The 14,150-nt window shown below is 66.8% G+C and carries 12 protein-coding genes; 7 read left to right on the top strand and 5 right to left on the bottom strand.

Annotated features, from left to right (window positions below; all coding sequences use genetic code 11):
* Positions 1 to 57 precede the first annotated feature (57 nt).
* Entirely contained in the window at positions 58 to 1,404 is a 1,347-nt protein-coding gene (hemL, locus tag J0X25_RS26280; RefSeq protein WP_207290496.1) for a glutamate-1-semialdehyde 2,1-aminomutase, read from the top strand.
* 64 nt (positions 1,405 to 1,468) lie between these two features.
* Positions 1,469 to 2,143 (top strand): hypothetical protein, encoded by a 675-nt coding sequence (locus J0X25_RS26275; RefSeq protein ID WP_207290495.1) that lies wholly within the window; start codon positions 1,469 to 1,471, stop codon positions 2,141 to 2,143.
* An 18-nt stretch (positions 2,144 to 2,161) separates the two neighbouring features.
* On the opposite strand, the gene J0X25_RS26270 is transcribed toward J0X25_RS26275, so the two are convergent.
* The gene (locus J0X25_RS26270) at positions 2,162 to 3,337 is read right to left on the bottom strand and encodes a sensor histidine kinase (RefSeq protein WP_207290494.1); all 1,176 of its coding nucleotides are present in this window, start codon (positions 3,335 to 3,337) and stop codon (positions 2,162 to 2,164) included.
* Positions 3,338 to 3,439: 102 nt separating this feature from the next.
* Positions 3,440 to 5,776: a nitric-oxide reductase large subunit gene (locus J0X25_RS26265; RefSeq protein ID WP_207290493.1), complete on the bottom strand. Its 2,337-nt coding sequence runs from the start codon at positions 5,774 to 5,776 to the stop codon at positions 3,440 to 3,442.
* Between the two features lie 436 nt (positions 5,777 to 6,212).
* On the opposite strand from J0X25_RS26265, the gene J0X25_RS26260 reads away from it, so the two are divergent.
* Positions 6,213 to 7,310, top strand: coding sequence for a glutamate-cysteine ligase family protein (locus tag J0X25_RS26260; RefSeq protein ID WP_207290492.1), 1,098 nt, complete (start codon positions 6,213 to 6,215; stop codon positions 7,308 to 7,310).
* Between the two features lie 82 nt (positions 7,311 to 7,392).
* Here J0X25_RS26260 and J0X25_RS26255 read toward each other — a convergent pair whose 3' ends face one another.
* Positions 7,393 to 7,962 carry a DUF6789 family protein gene (locus J0X25_RS26255; protein ID WP_207290491.1) on the bottom strand — a complete coding sequence of 190 codons (570 nt, stop codon included), beginning with the start codon at positions 7,960 to 7,962 and terminating at the stop codon, positions 7,393 to 7,395.
* Positions 7,963 to 8,226: 264 nt separating this feature from the next.
* Between J0X25_RS26255 and J0X25_RS26250 the strand changes: the two genes are divergently transcribed.
* The 4 genes from J0X25_RS26250 to J0X25_RS26235 all read left to right on the top strand — a co-directional run bounded on the left by J0X25_RS26250 (position 8,227) and on the right by J0X25_RS26235 (position 10,348).
* Positions 8,227 to 8,517, top strand: coding sequence for a cyclase (locus J0X25_RS26250; RefSeq protein WP_207290490.1), 291 nt, complete (start codon positions 8,227 to 8,229; stop codon positions 8,515 to 8,517).
* 67 nt (positions 8,518 to 8,584) lie between these two features.
* The gene (gene larE, locus J0X25_RS26245; RefSeq protein WP_207290489.1) at positions 8,585 to 9,442 is read left to right on the top strand and encodes an ATP-dependent sacrificial sulfur transferase LarE; all 858 of its coding nucleotides are present in this window, start codon (positions 8,585 to 8,587) and stop codon (positions 9,440 to 9,442) included.
* Between the two features lie 245 nt (positions 9,443 to 9,687).
* Positions 9,688 to 10,044, top strand: a complete 357-nt coding sequence (locus J0X25_RS26240) for a hypothetical protein (RefSeq protein WP_207290870.1) — start codon at positions 9,688 to 9,690, stop codon at positions 10,042 to 10,044.
* A 160-nt stretch (positions 10,045 to 10,204) separates the two neighbouring features.
* Positions 10,205 to 10,348, top strand: a complete 144-nt coding sequence (locus J0X25_RS26235) for a hypothetical protein (protein ID WP_207290488.1) — start codon at positions 10,205 to 10,207, stop codon at positions 10,346 to 10,348.
* Between the two features lie 138 nt (positions 10,349 to 10,486).
* Here the strand turns inward: J0X25_RS26235 and J0X25_RS26230 are convergent, their stop codons facing one another.
* Complete coding sequence (locus J0X25_RS26230; RefSeq protein WP_207290487.1) at positions 10,487 to 12,298, bottom strand: nitrite/sulfite reductase; 1,812 nt, start codon at positions 12,296 to 12,298, stop codon at positions 10,487 to 10,489.
* 467 nt (positions 12,299 to 12,765) lie between these two features.
* A complete protein-coding gene (locus tag J0X25_RS26225; protein WP_207290486.1) occupies positions 12,766 to 14,121 on the bottom strand; it encodes an MFS transporter in 1,356 nt (451 codons plus the stop codon).
* Positions 14,122 to 14,150 lie beyond the last annotated feature (29 nt).

The following is a 14,150-nucleotide window of genomic DNA, read 5'->3' as shown; positions in this document are numbered from 1 at the left end:
GGATAACGACGGTCGGACCTCGGTACTACTTTCCCGCCCCGTTTCCAAGGCTCGAGTATGAACGACGACAGCTCACGCGAACTGTACGACCGGGCGCTCTCGGTCATGCCCGGCGGGGTCAACTCGGCGGTTCGGGCGGCGATCGAGCCGTACCCGTTCTTCGTCCGGAAGGGCGAGGGCGGCCACGTGATCGACGCGGACGGCAACCGCTACGTCGACTGGGTGATGGGGCTGGGCCCGCTCCTGCTGGGCCACGACCTTCCCGACCCCGTGCGGGCGGGGATCCAGCAGCGAGCCAGCGAGGGGCCGATGTACGGCACGCCGACCGAAGTCGAGGTCGACCTCGCGGAGTTCGTCGCCCGCCACGTCCCGAGCGTCGAGAAGATCCGCTTCGTCAACTCGGGGACCGAAGCCACAACCTCCGCCGTGCGACTCGCGCGCGGCTACACCGGGCGCAACAAGATCGTCGTCATGCAAGGGGGCTACCACGGCGCCCAGGAGTCGACGCTGGTCGAAGGCGACGCCGACGATCCGAAACCCTCCTCGGCGGGCATCCCGCAATCGTTCGCCGAGCACACCCTCCCGGTGCCGTTCAACGACGAGGACGCGATGCGCGAGGTCTTCGAGGAACACGGCGACGACATCGCGGCGGTTCTCACGGAACCCATTCTGGGCAACTACGGCATCGTCTACCCCGAGGAGGGGTACCACGAGTTCCTGCGCGAGATCACCGACGAGCACGGCTCCCTGCTGATCTTCGACGAGGTTATTACCGGCTTCCGCGTCGGCGGACTGGGCTGTGCACAGAGCGAGTTCGGCATCACGCCCGACCTGACCACGTTCGGCAAGATCGTCGGCGGCGGCTTCCCCGTCGGCGCCATCGCCGGCCGCGCCGAGATCGTCGAGCACTTCGCACCCACCGGCGACGTCTTCCAGGCCGGCACGTTCTCCGGTCACCCCGTCACGATGGCCGCCGGGCTCGAGACCCTGCAGTTCGCCGCGGCAAACGACGTCTACGAGCACGTCAACGGACTCGGCGACAAACTCCGGCGCGGCCTGACCGAAATCGTCGCCGATCAGGCGCCCAGCTACACCGTCACCGGCACCGACAGCATGTTCAAAGTGATCTTCACCAGGGAGGGCCCGGGACCGGACTCGCTCGAGGAGCAGTGCCCCGCCGGCTGTCGGCAGGACCCGACCTGCCCGCGCTACGACTACAGTCCGAAGAACGCCGCCGACGTGAAGAACGCCGAGACCGAGCGCTGGCGGCGCATCTTCTGGGGCCAGATGAAAGAGCAGGGGGTCTTCCTCTCGCAGAACCAGTTCGAGTGCCAGTTCGTCAGCTACGGCCACACCGAGGAGGACGTCGAGGAGACGCTCGAGGCGTACAAAGAGGCCCTGTGATCGGGAGGCGCAAGCGACGGCGGAGCGAGCGACGGACCCTCGACGGTAGCGCACCGCCCGCCAGATGAGGACACACGTCGACGAAATCGAGTGGGCGCGGCTCGCCGAGCGGTTGTTGTACCTGTTCCCGCCGGTGATCGGAGTGGGGGTCGTCGGCGTCCTGCAGGACGCCGACCTCGGCGTTCCGGGCCTACAACTCGCGCTGGTTCTCGTCAGCGGGTTCGGCTACACGGCCCTGACGCTCGGCCTGCTCGTGGCGATCTTCTTCGACGCCCGGCGGATCCGCCGTCGACCGCGAGCGAGCGGGAACTGGCGGCCTCGTCCGTGGCTCAACGCCGCGGTCACGCTCGTCTCGGCGCCGGTCGCGGGCGTCGTCTACCTCGCGCGACGACACAGACGGTTCGGGACGCCGCCGGGCGGGTCGGACTGGTGGCTCGTGGTCGCCGTCTCGCTCGCGGTGACGCTGTTCGGGGCGGTCGCCGCGGTGATCGCCGTCGTCCTCACGATTCCGGGGCTGCTTCTCGCCGGCGTCGGCCTCGCGGGTGCGGTCGCGTTCGGTTCGTTTCCGATCGCGATCCACCGGGACGCGGCCTACGTCTGCACGCACACCCGGTCGTGGCGACCGAATCCGGCGATCTACCTCGGGATCGCGTTCCTGAGCCTGTTCGTCCCGCCGCTCCAACCGATCGTGGCGGGCTACTATCTCGTGCGCCGGCGGAACGCGGTCGGTCGGCCGTGACCCGAGCGGGGCGGACCGTTACTCCTCGAGCGTCGACTGCGGGGAGTCCGCGCTCGCGTCGTCCGGACCGGCGCTCGCGGCCGGGAGTTCGACCGCGAACAGGCTGCCGTCGGGGCCGGTTTCGACGAGTTCGACCGATCCGCCGTACCGATTCACCAGTCGGTCGACCAGATAGAGCCCCAGCCCGTGGGTGCTCCCGTGGCTCTCGACCCGCTCGAAGAGCGCGTCGCGCTCCGAGTCGGGGATTCCCGGGCCGTTATCACTGATTTCGATCCGCACGGTGTCGGGGCCTGGGTCGACTCGCACCGCGACCCGCGGCGTCGCCGCGTCGTTGTGTTCGACCGCGTTCGAGAGGAGGTTACCGAAGACGCGAGCGACCAGACCGTCGGCCCGAACGCGGACGTTCGGCGGGATCTCCGTCACCACGTCGACGGGCCCCCACTTGTGCTCCAGTTTCCGCACTTCGTCGGTCAGGACCTGGGAGACGTCGACCGCCTCGAGTCGCCACTCTCCGTCCGTCGACTGCAACAGGACCCGCACGTCGTCGATCACCGACGACATCTCCTCGGACTCGTCGATCACGATCTCCGCCCACCGGCGGTGCTGATCGGTCGTGGCCGCCTCCCGGCGGAGAAGCGACGCGTAGCCGTTGATGATCGTCGCGGTGTTCAACACCTCGTGGCGGAGGATGCTGTTGAGGTAGTCGAGGTACTCCCGTTGCTCCTCCGCGTGTTCCGCCCGGAGCGCGGCCCGTTCGGCGGCCAGCGAGCGCTCGATGGCTCGGGCTTCGATACAGCCGATCAGTAACCCGGTACCGGCGCCGAACGCGACGGCCCACCGGACCCACCCGACGACCATCGCGAACGGGTCGGTCGGAAACACGGCGATGAGCGCGAGATTGATGAGGAGGAAGACGAAGAGTCCGCCGAGCAGCCAGCCGACGATCCGCGGGTAGCGAGACGGCGAGAGCGGGACGGAGTCGAGCCAGTAGCCCCCGTACGCGATGCCGACGATGATGGGGGCGACGGTGATCAGACCGACCAGAAACGGGCCGGCCGTGAGGTACGAAGAGCCGGACGCGGCGAGCAGCCCGATTTCACCGAGGACGACGAGCGTCAGGGCCACACCGAAGCCGACCACGTACTGCGGGATCCGCTCGGCGGAGACGATATCGGTGACGCCGGGCCTGCGCATACGCTGGTAATTCGGGTCGGTTTTGTTAGCCGTTGCGGCCCCTCGAGGGGGACTCCGTCGGAAAATGACAGCGTGACAGATAGAGAAGCGTCGACCGGGGCGTCAGTCGTCGTCGCTGACCGGGTCGACGGGATCGACGGGGTCGACCGCGTCGTCCTCGCCGAAGATCCGGTCGGCGATGACGTGGCTGCGCGTCTCCTCGGCGGTCGCCTTCCGCTGGAAGAGCAGTTTCGCGGCGACGTCCCAGGCGAAGACGATCGCGCCGGCGATCAACAGCGTGTCGCCGGGCATGCGCAGCCAGAACAGCGTCTGGATCGTCCCGCTGTTGTAGAACTCCAGTCCCCGCGAGGCGGCGTAGCCGTCCGTGAACGCCGTCTCGAGCTGGAGGAAGCCCACGGGGAGCAGGGAGAGGAACAGCATCAGCGCGAGGCCGGCGTTACAGAGCCAGAACGACCAGCGCAGTCGTCGGTCGGACCAGTGCGCGTCGCGGGTGGTCACCCGGAGGATGTAGACGGCCATCCCCATCGCGAGGAAGCCGAAGGCGCCGAACATCGCGCCGTGGGCGTGGGCGACCGTCAGGTAGGTCCCGCTCTCGAAGTAGCTGATCACCGGGAGGTTGATGAAGAACCCGATGACGCCCGCCCCGAAGAAGTTCCAGACGCTCGAGGCGACGATGAAGTAGAACGCCATCCGGTAGGGGAAGTCCGTCCCGGCGGCGTCCATCGCGCGGTACTGGCCCAGCGCCTCGTGGAGGATGAACAGCAGCGGGATGAACTCGAGCGTCGAGAAGACGCTCCCGATGGGGAGCCAGACCTCGGGGAGGCCGGCCCACCAGTAGTGGTGGGAGACGCCGATGATGCCGCTGCCCATGACCAGCGCGGCCTGGAAGATGACGGCCTTCTCGGCCGATTTCTTGGTCAGGAGGTTCATCGAGACCAGCGTCAGCGCGATGACGACGAGGATGAAGAACTCGAAGACGCCCTCGACCCACATGTGGACGACCCACCAGCGCCAGAACTCCGTCATGACGAAGTTCGTCTTCGGCGTGTAGAGGAAACCGGCCATAAAGAGCAGGCCGATCGAGCCGCCCGCGTAGACGATCATGTGGGCCAGCCCGTACCGGGGCTCGCGGTCCAGCAGTGGCTTGAACCCGCGGGCGACCAGGGCGGTCCAGCCGACGAAGCCGACAAGTAGACCGGCCTGCCAGACGCGACCGATCTCGAGGTACTCGAGTCCCTCGTTGCCCAGCAGCCACCACAGCTGGCCGTCGAAGAAGTTGTTGACGCCGAGCCAGATACCCGCGAGGCCGCCGACGGCGACGACCAGCAGCGCGCCGATCAATCCCTTGATGTACAGGGCCTGCTTGCGCGGCTCACGGCCGGTCAGCAGCGGCGCGAGGAAGAGGCCGGCGCCGAGCCACATCGTGGCGATCCAGAGGATCCCCAGGTCGACGTGCCACGTGCGGGCGATGGTCCACGGGAGCCACTCGAGGATGTCGATCCCGGCGAGTTCGTGGAGGCCGAAGAAGTCGTCGCGCTCGACGTAGTAGTGGGCGAGCAGGCCGCCCATGAACGTCTGGAGGACGAACAGCAGCGCCCCGATGAGGATGAACCTGGTGCTCAGTAACTGGCTCGGCGTCAGATCGATCTCCTTCGGGTGGGGGATCGAGACGCCGCCGGCCTTCGGTTCGGGGAGTTCGACGGCCTGGTAGAGCCAGATCGCGACCCCGGCCCCGGCGACCAGCAACACCATCGCGATGACGCTCCAGGTCATCACCGCGCCGCCGGCCTCGTTACCCGCGTCGGGCGAGTACGGGAAGTCGTTCGTGAACGAGACGTCCGTCCCCGGGCGATCAGTGTGTGAGATCCAGGCGGTCCACAGCGCGAAGTCCGCGAACTGTTCGGCCTCCTCCTCGGTCGGAATCAGCCCCTTCTGAATCCCGCGCTCGCGGTCGCCCTCGTGGTAGGTCTCGACGTAGTCCTGTCGGACCTGCTCGTGTGCGTACGCTTCGGCAGCGGAGTACTCGACCTCGTCGGGGTCGTAGCTGCTCGACTGCAGCTCCTCTCGGACCTGCGCGTCGATCGCGGCCTGCTCGGACGACTCGAGGTCCTCGTAGGCCGTGTCGTACGCTTCTTGCGCGTAGTAGTCGCGCATGTAGTCGGTCTTCAACTCGAGGGCGTCGGCGGTGTAGTCGACGTCGTAGTAGCTACCGCGGCCCAGCATCGACCCCTGATTCATCAAGCCGTTCTCCTGGAAGACCATCTTCCCCGTCTGGACGTCGTCGCTGGTCGCGACGGTCTCGCCGTCCGGGCCGACGATCGTCTCCGGAATCTCGGGTTCGTTCTCGTAGGACAGCCACGCCCCTCCGCCCATCACGACGAGGTTGAGGACGAAGATCGCCGCGAGGAACGTGGCCAGTTGTTTTCGAGAGATTTGCATGACAGTCACAGGTCGATTCCGTATCCCCTCAAGTAACGCTACAATTCCTACGGAGTGGAAAAAAGTGCGAACCGGTTCGGGTGGACGGTCAAGGGCGAGGCGAGTCACCTCTACGGAATCATCCGACCGCCGTCGACCGACCGCACGTCAGTATCGCCGAGACGACCGACCGGTGTACCGTGTCACCGCGACACGTGACGAACGTGCGATGGAAGGACGGCAGGCGGCTGCAGGCACCGCCACTTCAACGAATCGCGTGAAAGGGACCGTATCGAACCGCGACGGCGGCGGCACGGGCAGAGAGCGCCGACGAACGGACCGTCGTCGAACCGACCGACATCAAAGCGTCGACTACCGCCACGCTGGCCGAACCGAAGGGCAACGGAGAGCGACGGCTGCGGAACCGACGCCACGACAGCGGAACCCCCTCTCGAGTATGAACACGAGCATCGAAGTCGAGTACTGGGTCGTCGATACCGACGGCGAACTCACCGAACCGGGCGCGCTCACGGACGTCTCCGAACGGACGGAAGAGGAGTTCGTCGAACCGCTGTTCGAACTGAAGACCTCGCCGTGTGAGACCATCGACGAACTACGGGCGGAGTTCGTCAGGGACCTCGACGAGGTGCTCTCGAAGGCGGCGGCCGAGGACAAGCGGCTCGTCCCGCTGGGGACGCCGATCAACTGCGGGCAGATCGACCGGCGGTCCGGCGAGCGTGGCCGCATCCAGAAGGCTGTCGTCGGCGAGAACTTCGACTACGCGAAGCACTGCGCCGGGACGCACGTTCACGTCGAGAAGCGAAACGTCACCGACCAGCTCAACGCGCTCATCGCGCTGGACTCGGCGCTGGCGCTGGTCAACTCCTCGCCGTACATCGACGGCGAACGCGTCGCCAACAGCGCCCGCGCCTACAGCTACCGGAAGAAGAGCTACGAGGAGTACCCCAAACACGGCCAGCTCTGGCACTACGTGGAGACCGTCGGCGAGTGGCACCGCCGACTCGAGAACCGCTACGACGAGTTCAAGCAAGCGGCCCTCGAGGAGGGAATCGCCGAGGAGGCGATCGAGGAACACTTCTCGGTCGACGACGTCGTCTGGACGCCGATCAGGTTGCGCGACGAGATGCCGACGGTCGAGTGGCGCTCGCCCGACGCGGCGCTCCCGAGCCAACTGCTGCAACTGGCCGACGAACTCGAGACGGTGATGGAACGGCTCCACCACACGACCGTCGAAATCGAGACCGACAGCGACCCCCGGAACACCGGCCACGTCACGCGCGACGGCATCAGCCTCCCCGCGTTCGACGTCGCCTGCGACCTCGCCGAGGCGGCGATCCACGACGGCCTCGAGTCGGCCGAGGTCGTCCGCTACCTCGATCGGATGGGGTTTTCCGTCGACGACTATCACCCCATCTCGACGCGGATCGACGGCCGCCAGTACGTGACGAAGGCGGACGCGCGGGACCTGCGTCTGGAGTACGCGAACCGACTCGAGGAGGACGTCGAGGGGCTGATCGACGTCGTGGACGTCTGAACGGGACGGCGGAACGTCGAGAAGTGGGCGGGTCGTATCGGATCGGTGCGAACGGAGTCGCGGTCGTCTCGGCGGTGCGGACTCAGTTACCGTCGTTGTACTCGTACTCCGTCTCGGGGTCCTCGACGCCTTCGGTCCGCGATCCGACCCACGCGCCCAGCGAGAGGCCGTAGACGAGGTGTCCCGCGTGGAACAGCGCGAGTTCGTCGGCGTCGAGGCGGATCCCCAGCAGTTCCTTCAGCATGAACTGCGAGCCGAAGGCCGAGAGGACCATTCCGTAGATCGATCCCCAGACGAGACCGCGTTGCTCGGGTTCGATGGATCGGTCGGCGTCCTGCAGGGCGAACAGGCCGCCGAATATCGCCCCCGCCTGCACGCCGTAGACGAAGTGCAGGATCAGCCCGGCGAGCGGATGCTCCTCGGGGTCGCCGCCGGTAACGTACTGCGCCCAGAAGTTCGCCGAGGGCGGCAGCGACCGCAGGATCGGGAGCCGGAACGCCGTCATGATGATCGTCGCGACGAACCCCGCCTGGAGGCCGCGCACGGCGGAGTAGAACGCGTGTTCGGCGCGCGACTGATGGGCCATCGAGTCGGGGCCCTCCCGTTCGTCGCTCGTCGCTCGCAACTGCCGTAATCGGTCGGACACGGACATCGTACTCTCGAGGTCTACCACGAACAGGGACTTAACCGCCCGGCGTGCAGTGGACGGCCCGCTCCGGACGCCCGCTCGCGACGACGCGGTCGTCCTCGAGCGCCGCTGGTGACTCGACGAGCGAATGCGCGCCGACGAGGTCCCGCCGGAGGCCCGCGAGGCGCTTCGAGCGGCCGTCGGGGACTCGAGCCGAGACGGGCGGGATCGCGGTCGGGAGTAGACCGGTTGTTTTGTGGCTGGTGACCGTACGGTGAAGACGATTCGATGGTCTACCTGTACGCCGAACACGTAATCGAGGACTACGACCGCTGGGAAACCCACCACGAGGAGAACGCCGACGCGCGGGCGGCTCACGGCTCGCTGGGAACGCAAGTGTTTCGCAAGCGCGACGATCCGACGACGCTGCTGGTCGTACAGGAACTCGACGACGATCGCCTCGAGGAGGCGCTCGAGTACTTCCAGTCCGAGGCGTTTCAGTCGGTGTTAGACGCCGCCGGCGTCGTCGACGTGCCGGAGTCGGGACTGCTCGATCGGGTCCACGAGGCGGACGGCTGATCGCGGCGACGTCCCGATCCCGACCGACGACAACGCGCTTTTGCCCGTCGGGTGCGAACGACGGGTCATGACAACGCTCGAGGCGAAACTCGAGGCCGCGCGCGAGGACCTCGCGGAGCGGGACGGCGTGCTGGTCGCGTTCTCCGGTGGGGTAGACTCGAGCGTCGTGGCCGCCATCGCCCGCGATGCCCTCGGGGAGGACGCGGTCGCCTGTACGGCGAAGAGCGAGACGCTCCCCGAGGCGGAACTCGAGGATGCCAGGCAGGTCGCCGAGGAGATCGGGATCCGCCACGAGATCGTCTCCTTCTCCGAACTCGAGAGCGACGCGTTCGTCGCGAACGACGACGATCGCTGCTACCACTGCCGGACGATGCGGTTGGGCGAGATGCTCGAGACGGCCCGCGAGCTGGGGATCGAGACGGTCTGCGACGGCACGAACGCGGACGATCCGGGCGCGGGCCACCGCCCCGGCCTGCAGGCGGTCGACGAACTCGAGGTGCACTCGCCGCTGCTGGCTCACGACATTACCAAAGAAGAGGTGCGCGAGATCGCCGCCCGCTACGGCCTCTCGGTGGCGGACAAGCCCTCGATGGCCTGCCTCTCCTCGCGGATCCCGACGGGCCTCGAGGTCACCGAGGAGCGGCTCACCCGCGTCGAGCGCGCGGAGGCCCTGCTCCGCCAGTGGGGGTTCGATCAGTTCCGCGTGCGCGACCACGACGGACTGGCCCGCATCGAGGTCGCGCCCGACGAACTCGAGCGGGCGCTGACCCGCGAGTTCGCCGAGACGGTCCGGGAGGAACTCTCGCAACTGGGGTTCGACCACGTCACGCTGGATCTCCACGGCTACCGGACGGGGAGCGTCAGTCCGGCGGAGACGGGCGCGAGCGAATCCGCAACTGGGACTGCGGACTCGAGCGACGACTGACGGGCTGGCACGGGTACGTCGGATCGGTGGAGTTCCGACCCTATCGGGAACCGAGTGCGATTTCGACCCCGATTCCGTCCCCGGTTTCGACATCCTCCGAATTGTTCCTCTGTAATCAAACGTTCTTCCAGAATATAATCCGGTTCGACGGAGTGAACCCATCATTGGTGGAATTTCTGGACTTGCGTCCGAGAATATTGCGTATTTCGGTACGGACGTAGCCCTTCGGTCGGTATCGATGGATGATGGACGCCGACGTGCCGCCCGAATGGAATACGGAAGAGAGTCGGACCTACACCCCGGCCGACACGGACCGGGAAATGGAGTATCGGATGTATCGTCACGAATCGGGTGACCTGCGGTTGAAGGTCGCGCCGGCGTCGCTCGACGGCGAGGACCACCCCGGGTACGCCCTGACCGCGACGACCTACCCCGGCCTCGACCTCTCCGAGACGATCCGCGTCAGGACAGTCCTCACGTTCGAGCGCTGCGGGCGGATCGCCCGCCAGTTCATGGATCTCTTCGCGGCCAACTACGACGGCCCCGGCTCGCTCGAGGACGCCGTCGACTACGCCTACGAGCGAACGCGCGAACACCGGTAACCCGCGCCGCCGGACGGTCGACGGCACCGTCTCCGCCCGTCTGCCGTCGGCGTCCCGGGCCATCGAATACCGTGCGAACGTTACTCGGTCACGATTGATTGTTTTCGATACGAGAACTAAATTTGCAAAAACGTAAATGCGCCTGGTTCCAATCGATCGTATGGCAGCCAAGAACTCCACGGACGAGACCTGGAACGATCCCCCGGAACTGACCGAACGGAGCGAGGTGCCGGTCTACCTCCCCGGAACGCCGACGATCGGATTCGCGAAATTTCTCGAGCGACTCCTCGCCCGCCGCTTCTGAGTCGGCAGTTGTCGGCGGTTTCGCCGTACTAGCGTGACGGACGCTCTCCTCCCTGATCGACTCGCGTTCTCGACGAGCGAATCGCACGAGACGATACTCGGTCGGCGAAATGGCGCAGAATACCGTTTCGAAACGCCGTTAGTCGTCAGACGGCGCCGCGGTCTCGTCGGCGACGGCAGCCGCGGCGGACTCGCTCTCGGCGAAGGGGTACCAGGACTGCTTGGCGTCGTCCATGTACGGCGCCTCGAAGTCGGTCTCCTCGGGCTCGCAGAACTCGACGAGCTGTTCGGTGCCCGTCGCCTCGACCCACTGGCGGAACGTCTGTCCCTCCGAACGGTGGGCCGCGAAGGCCTCGAGCAGATTGCGGATCGCGCCGGGGGCCTCGTCGGCGGGGACGCGCTGTTGAATCCACTCCACGAAGGAGGGCTCCTCGCCGATGCCGCCGCCGACGCCGATGTCGAAGGCCTCGACCATCTCGCCGTTCTTCCGGGCGCGCATCCCCTGCAGGCCGATGTCGGCGGTCATCGCCTGCCCGCAGTCGGCGGTGCAGCCGGAGTAGTGCATCTTGATCTTGCCGACGTCGTCGGGTAGGTCGACGTTCGACTCGAACCAGCGCAGCATGCGGGCCATGCGCGTTTTCGTCTCGGTCAGCGCGATCGAGCAGAACTCGGTGCCCGTACAGGCCATCGCGCCGCGCTCGAAGGTGCTGGGCTCGGGCCGGTAGGTCTCGAGCAGCGGTTCCGCGAGCAGCGCCTCGAGGTCGTCGTCGGCGACGTCGACGATGACGGGGTTCTGGCGTCGCGTGAGTCGAACCTCACCGGAGCCGTACTCGTCGGCCAGATCGGCGAGTTCGACGGCGTCCTCGGCGGGCATGCGACCGACGGGAACGCTGAGGCCGACGTAGTTGCGGCCGTCCTGCTGGTCGTGAACGCCGACGTGGTCGTGGGGTCCGTCCTCGGTCGGCCGACCGGCGTTGTAGGTGTACTCCTCGCGGAAGTCCTCGCCGGCGGTGTGCATCTCGAAGTCGACGTACTCCGCCTGGAGCGTCTCGCGGATCTTCTCCATCCCCCAGTCGTCGGCGAAGAATCGGGCGCGGTTCTTCGACCGGTTCGTTCGGCCGCCGTGGTCGTGGTAGAGTTCGACGAAGCCGCGGCCGACCTCGTAGGCGTTCTCCGGCCGGACGAAGACGTCCAGCGGCGTCGCGGCGCGGGGCTGGCGGCCGCCGAGACCGCCGCCGATGCGGACGTTGAATCCTCGCACTTCCTCGCCACCGTCGGACTCGTCCGACGAGCCTCCGGCTTCGCCGGAGACGTCGATCTCCTTCTTCGCGGGTTCGAAGCCGATGTCGTTGATCGAATCCTGGGCGCAGCCGATCTTGCAGCCCGTCGCGCTGATGTTGAACTTCCGGGGCATGTTCGCCAGATCGTCATCCTTGCGCAGGTCCTCCTCGAAGCGCTCGAGCAGCGGTCCGGCCTCGACGAACTCCTCGGCCTTGCCGTGGAGCGGACAGCCCGAGATGTTGCGCATCGTGTCGCCGCCGGCCGAGCGGGAGTGGACGCCCACGGATTCGAGTTTCTCCCAGATTTCGGGGACGTCCTCGAGTTTGAGCCAGTGCAACTGCACCGATTGGCGGGTCGTCAGGTCGATCCAGCCGTTGCCGAACTCGGGGTTCTCGACGGGGCCGTTCGCGTACTCGCGGGCGACCTCGCCGATCGTCCGAAGCTGTTCCGGCTCCAAAATCCCGCTGGCGTTGGTCAGGCGCATCATGAAGTACGACTCCTGCCCGTCGCGCTGGTGGAAGAGCCCCCAGAACTTGAACCGGGTGAACCACTTGTCGCGTTCGTCCTCCGGAATCGCCTCGTAGCCGCCGTTCTCGGCGAACTCGAGGATGTGCTCGCGAACCTCGTCGCCGTAGCAGCCCTCCTTGAGCTCCTCTTTCTTATGCGCCATCGGCGACCACCCCGATCGTACGATCGAAACCAAATTTGCGCATTCCCTCTCTGAGCATGACGTAATTCACGTTTTTACTCCACGTTACTAAACCATATAACGGTAATCGTTTACAAATAACTGATTTTCTTCCCCGTTCGGCCTCGAACGTACCATCTCCAATGGAATATGATGAGTATTAGGACGTATATCCGACTCGAGTGGTGGGGCGACTGGGCGATTCGAAACAATGAGAACGACCCACAACCCGCTGAGACACCGGTGTTCGGTCGACGATGGACGCACGACCCGTCTCGCAAACTCGCGCGCAATGGAGCACGCATATCGCAAAGGTCAGCGCTCGAGCGCGTCACCGGTCATGATCGCGTCGAGAACCGGGTCGGCCCGACCGTTCGGTCGATTCAAACTCGACGATCCGGCCGTCCGGTCGACACTCGACTCGAGGGCGGAACGGGGGCAGTCGGCGGTCAGTCGTCGGCGGACGCCGGAGCGTCAGTATCGGGGACCAGCGTCGACCGCGTGCGGTACAGTCCGGCCGAGAGCCCGATCGAGACGATTCCGAGGACGAGGAAGACGACGAATCCGGTCGCGTACCCCGTCGTCCCCTGGAAGTCGACGAAGAGACCGAGGATCGGCGGGACGGCGAAGCCGCCGAAGGCGCCGATCCCGCCGACCAGTCCCGAGGCGCCGCCGACGGCGTCGGGGACGTACGTCGGGACCAGTTGAAAGACGGCCGCGCTGGCGACGCCCATGCCGGAACCGAGCAGGACCGTCGCGGCGACGGCGAGCGCGAACTCGCGGGTCGCGACGAGGACGGCGGTGGCGATCACGATAGCCCCGAAACTCGCGATCGCGGTTCGTTCGCCGCCGAGGCGGTCGCTGACGACCCCGCCCGGCACGCGGATCAGCGCCGCGAGCAGCGTGAAGGCGACCGCCGTGAGCGCGCCGGCGGTTCGCACGTCGACGCCGTGGACGGCCTGCCAGTACGACGGGAGCCAGGTCGTCAGCGCGAGAAAGCCGCCGAACGACGTGAAGAACAGCGCGACGAGGACCCACGTCCGGGGGATGCTCGCCGCTCCCCGAATCGAGGCCATCGCGTCGCCGCCGGGGAACAGCTCCTGTCCGGCCGCCTCGGCGCGTCGTCTGGCCTCGTCCTCGTCGACGCCGCGCTCGAGGAACTGGAAGTAGGGCGCGTCGACGGCGTAGCGCGCGTAGGCGACGGTGCCGACGATCAGGAACGCGAACCACGCGAGGTAGGCGCCCGTCAGGCCGAACGCAGCCAGCGCGACGGGGAGGACGAGCGTGAACAGTCCCGGCGACGTGTTGCCGAGACCGCCGAAGACCGCGAGCACCGTCCCCTGTCTCTCCGAGGGGTACCAGTAGGACGTCTGGGTGATCCCGACGGAGAACGTCGCGATGCCACAACCCGATAGCGCCCCGAAGAAGAACACGAGCGGGTAGTGCGCCATCGTCAACCCGTCGGGGGAGGACGTCAGCAATAGCACCGACAGCCCGCCCATCCCGACGATAGACAGCCCGAGCAGGACCAGAAACGGCTTCTTCGCGCCGACGTCCTCGACCCACGCGCCGAAGGGGATCCGGAGGAGCGAGCCGGTCAACTGGGGCGCCGCGACGAGCAGGCCGAGCAACAGGCCGGAGAGACCCATCGCACCCTCGAACTCCGACGCCACGGGTCCGTAGAGGACCACGCCGGCGAACCCGACGAAGAACCCCAGCGTCGCGGAGGCGACGCCCCGTCGCGGCGTCCCCCGAACGGCGGGCGTCTCACCCGAGTCGGTCGGCTCCGGCGGACGCTCAGGCATCGGTCGAACACCCGAACCGTCCCGCCATC

The sequence above is a fragment of the Haloterrigena alkaliphila genome (assembly GCF_017352155.2).
Lineage (GTDB): Archaea > Halobacteriota > Halobacteria > Halobacteriales > Natrialbaceae > Haloterrigena > Haloterrigena alkaliphila.
The sequence above is the reverse complement of the archived record's forward strand: the minus strand, read 5'-3'. Positions and strand labels throughout refer to the sequence as shown.

Excerpts from the sequence above, each read along its gene's own strand:
- hemL (WP_207290496.1), top strand. The coding sequence starts at position 58 with ATGAACGACGACAGCTCACGCGAACTGTACGACCGGGCGCTCTCGGTC.
- J0X25_RS26275 (WP_207290495.1), top strand. The coding sequence starts at position 1,469 with ATGAGGACACACGTCGACGAAATCGAGTGGGCGCGGCTCGCCGAGCGG.
- J0X25_RS26270 (WP_207290494.1), bottom strand. The coding sequence starts at position 3,337 with ATGCGCAGGCCCGGCGTCACCGATATCGTCTCCGCCGAGCGGATCCCG.
- J0X25_RS26265 (WP_207290493.1), bottom strand. The coding sequence starts at position 5,776 with ATGCAAATCTCTCGAAAACAACTGGCCACGTTCCTCGCGGCGATCTTC.
- J0X25_RS26260 (WP_207290492.1), top strand. The coding sequence starts at position 6,213 with ATGAACACGAGCATCGAAGTCGAGTACTGGGTCGTCGATACCGACGGC.
- J0X25_RS26255 (WP_207290491.1), bottom strand. The coding sequence starts at position 7,962 with ATGTCCGTGTCCGACCGATTACGGCAGTTGCGAGCGACGAGCGACGAA.
- J0X25_RS26250 (WP_207290490.1), top strand. The coding sequence starts at position 8,227 with ATGGTCTACCTGTACGCCGAACACGTAATCGAGGACTACGACCGCTGG.
- larE (WP_207290489.1), top strand. The coding sequence starts at position 8,585 with ATGACAACGCTCGAGGCGAAACTCGAGGCCGCGCGCGAGGACCTCGCG.
- J0X25_RS26240 (WP_207290870.1), top strand. The coding sequence starts at position 9,688 with ATGGACGCCGACGTGCCGCCCGAATGGAATACGGAAGAGAGTCGGACC.
- J0X25_RS26235 (WP_207290488.1), top strand. The coding sequence starts at position 10,205 with ATGGCAGCCAAGAACTCCACGGACGAGACCTGGAACGATCCCCCGGAA.
- J0X25_RS26230 (WP_207290487.1), bottom strand. The coding sequence starts at position 12,298 with ATGGCGCATAAGAAAGAGGAGCTCAAGGAGGGCTGCTACGGCGACGAG.
- J0X25_RS26225 (WP_207290486.1), bottom strand. The coding sequence starts at position 14,121 with ATGCCTGAGCGTCCGCCGGAGCCGACCGACTCGGGTGAGACGCCCGCC.